This is a genomic window from Streptomyces sp. 13-12-16 (assembly GCF_002114215.1).
Taxonomy (GTDB): Bacteria; Actinomycetota; Actinomycetes; order Streptomycetales; family Streptomycetaceae; genus Streptomyces.
In genome coordinates this window covers 1-687 of the sequence record NZ_NCTE01001247.1, presented here as the reverse complement: position 1 = coordinate 687, position 687 = coordinate 1, and the positions used below count along the sequence as shown (strand labels likewise).

Here is a 687-nt window from a genome sequence, read left to right as displayed (position 1 = left end):
CACCGGCACCGGCGGCACCCGTCCCGCCCGCCAGGCGGCCAGCCCGGTGGTCGCGCCGATGAACAGCACCGCCCCGGCCGGTACGACGAACAGCGCCGCGGTGTGTCCGGGCAGCCCCTGCCACACGTCGACCGCGTCCCCGAGCCGCCCCGGCACCGCGCCGCCCAGCGCCTCGGTGAGCACGGCGGCGGCGACGGCACCGAGCAGGGCGTAGCCGAGGTGCTGGATCAGGAAGACACGGACGACCTGGCCGGGCGTGAAGCCGATCGCCTTGAGGATCGAGATGTCCCGCAGGTGCCCCCGGATCCGGGTGGCGATCGCCCCGTGCACGGCGAACCCGGCGGCGGCCAGCGCGCCCAGACCGAACATGCCGAGCACCTGCCCGAGCAGCCGGTTGTCGCCCTGCGCCTCGGCACGCGCCTGCTGCCAGGTGGCCACCTCGCCGATCGCCCCGGCGCCCAGCTCGGTCACCGCCCGCTGCACGGCGTACCCGGTGTCGCCCGGGTCGGTCAGCCGCAGCCCGACCACCTGGCCGCCCGGATCCGCCACCGCCGACGGCAGGGCCCACACCAGGCCCGGCCGCTCACCCGGCCGGTAGCGCGGCTCGGCGCTGTCGGCGACGCCCACCACGGTCAGTTCCCGCGTGGTGCCGGGCACGGTGAGCGTGTCACCGGGGGCCGTGAGCAG

General features: G+C 77.1%; 1 protein-coding gene. It reads right to left on the bottom strand.

The genetic code is table 11. The annotated features are described in order from the left end of the window. A partial coding sequence (locus tag B7767_RS38755; protein WP_143652893.1) for an FtsX-like permease family protein occupies positions 1-687 on the bottom strand: 687 nt, incomplete at both ends.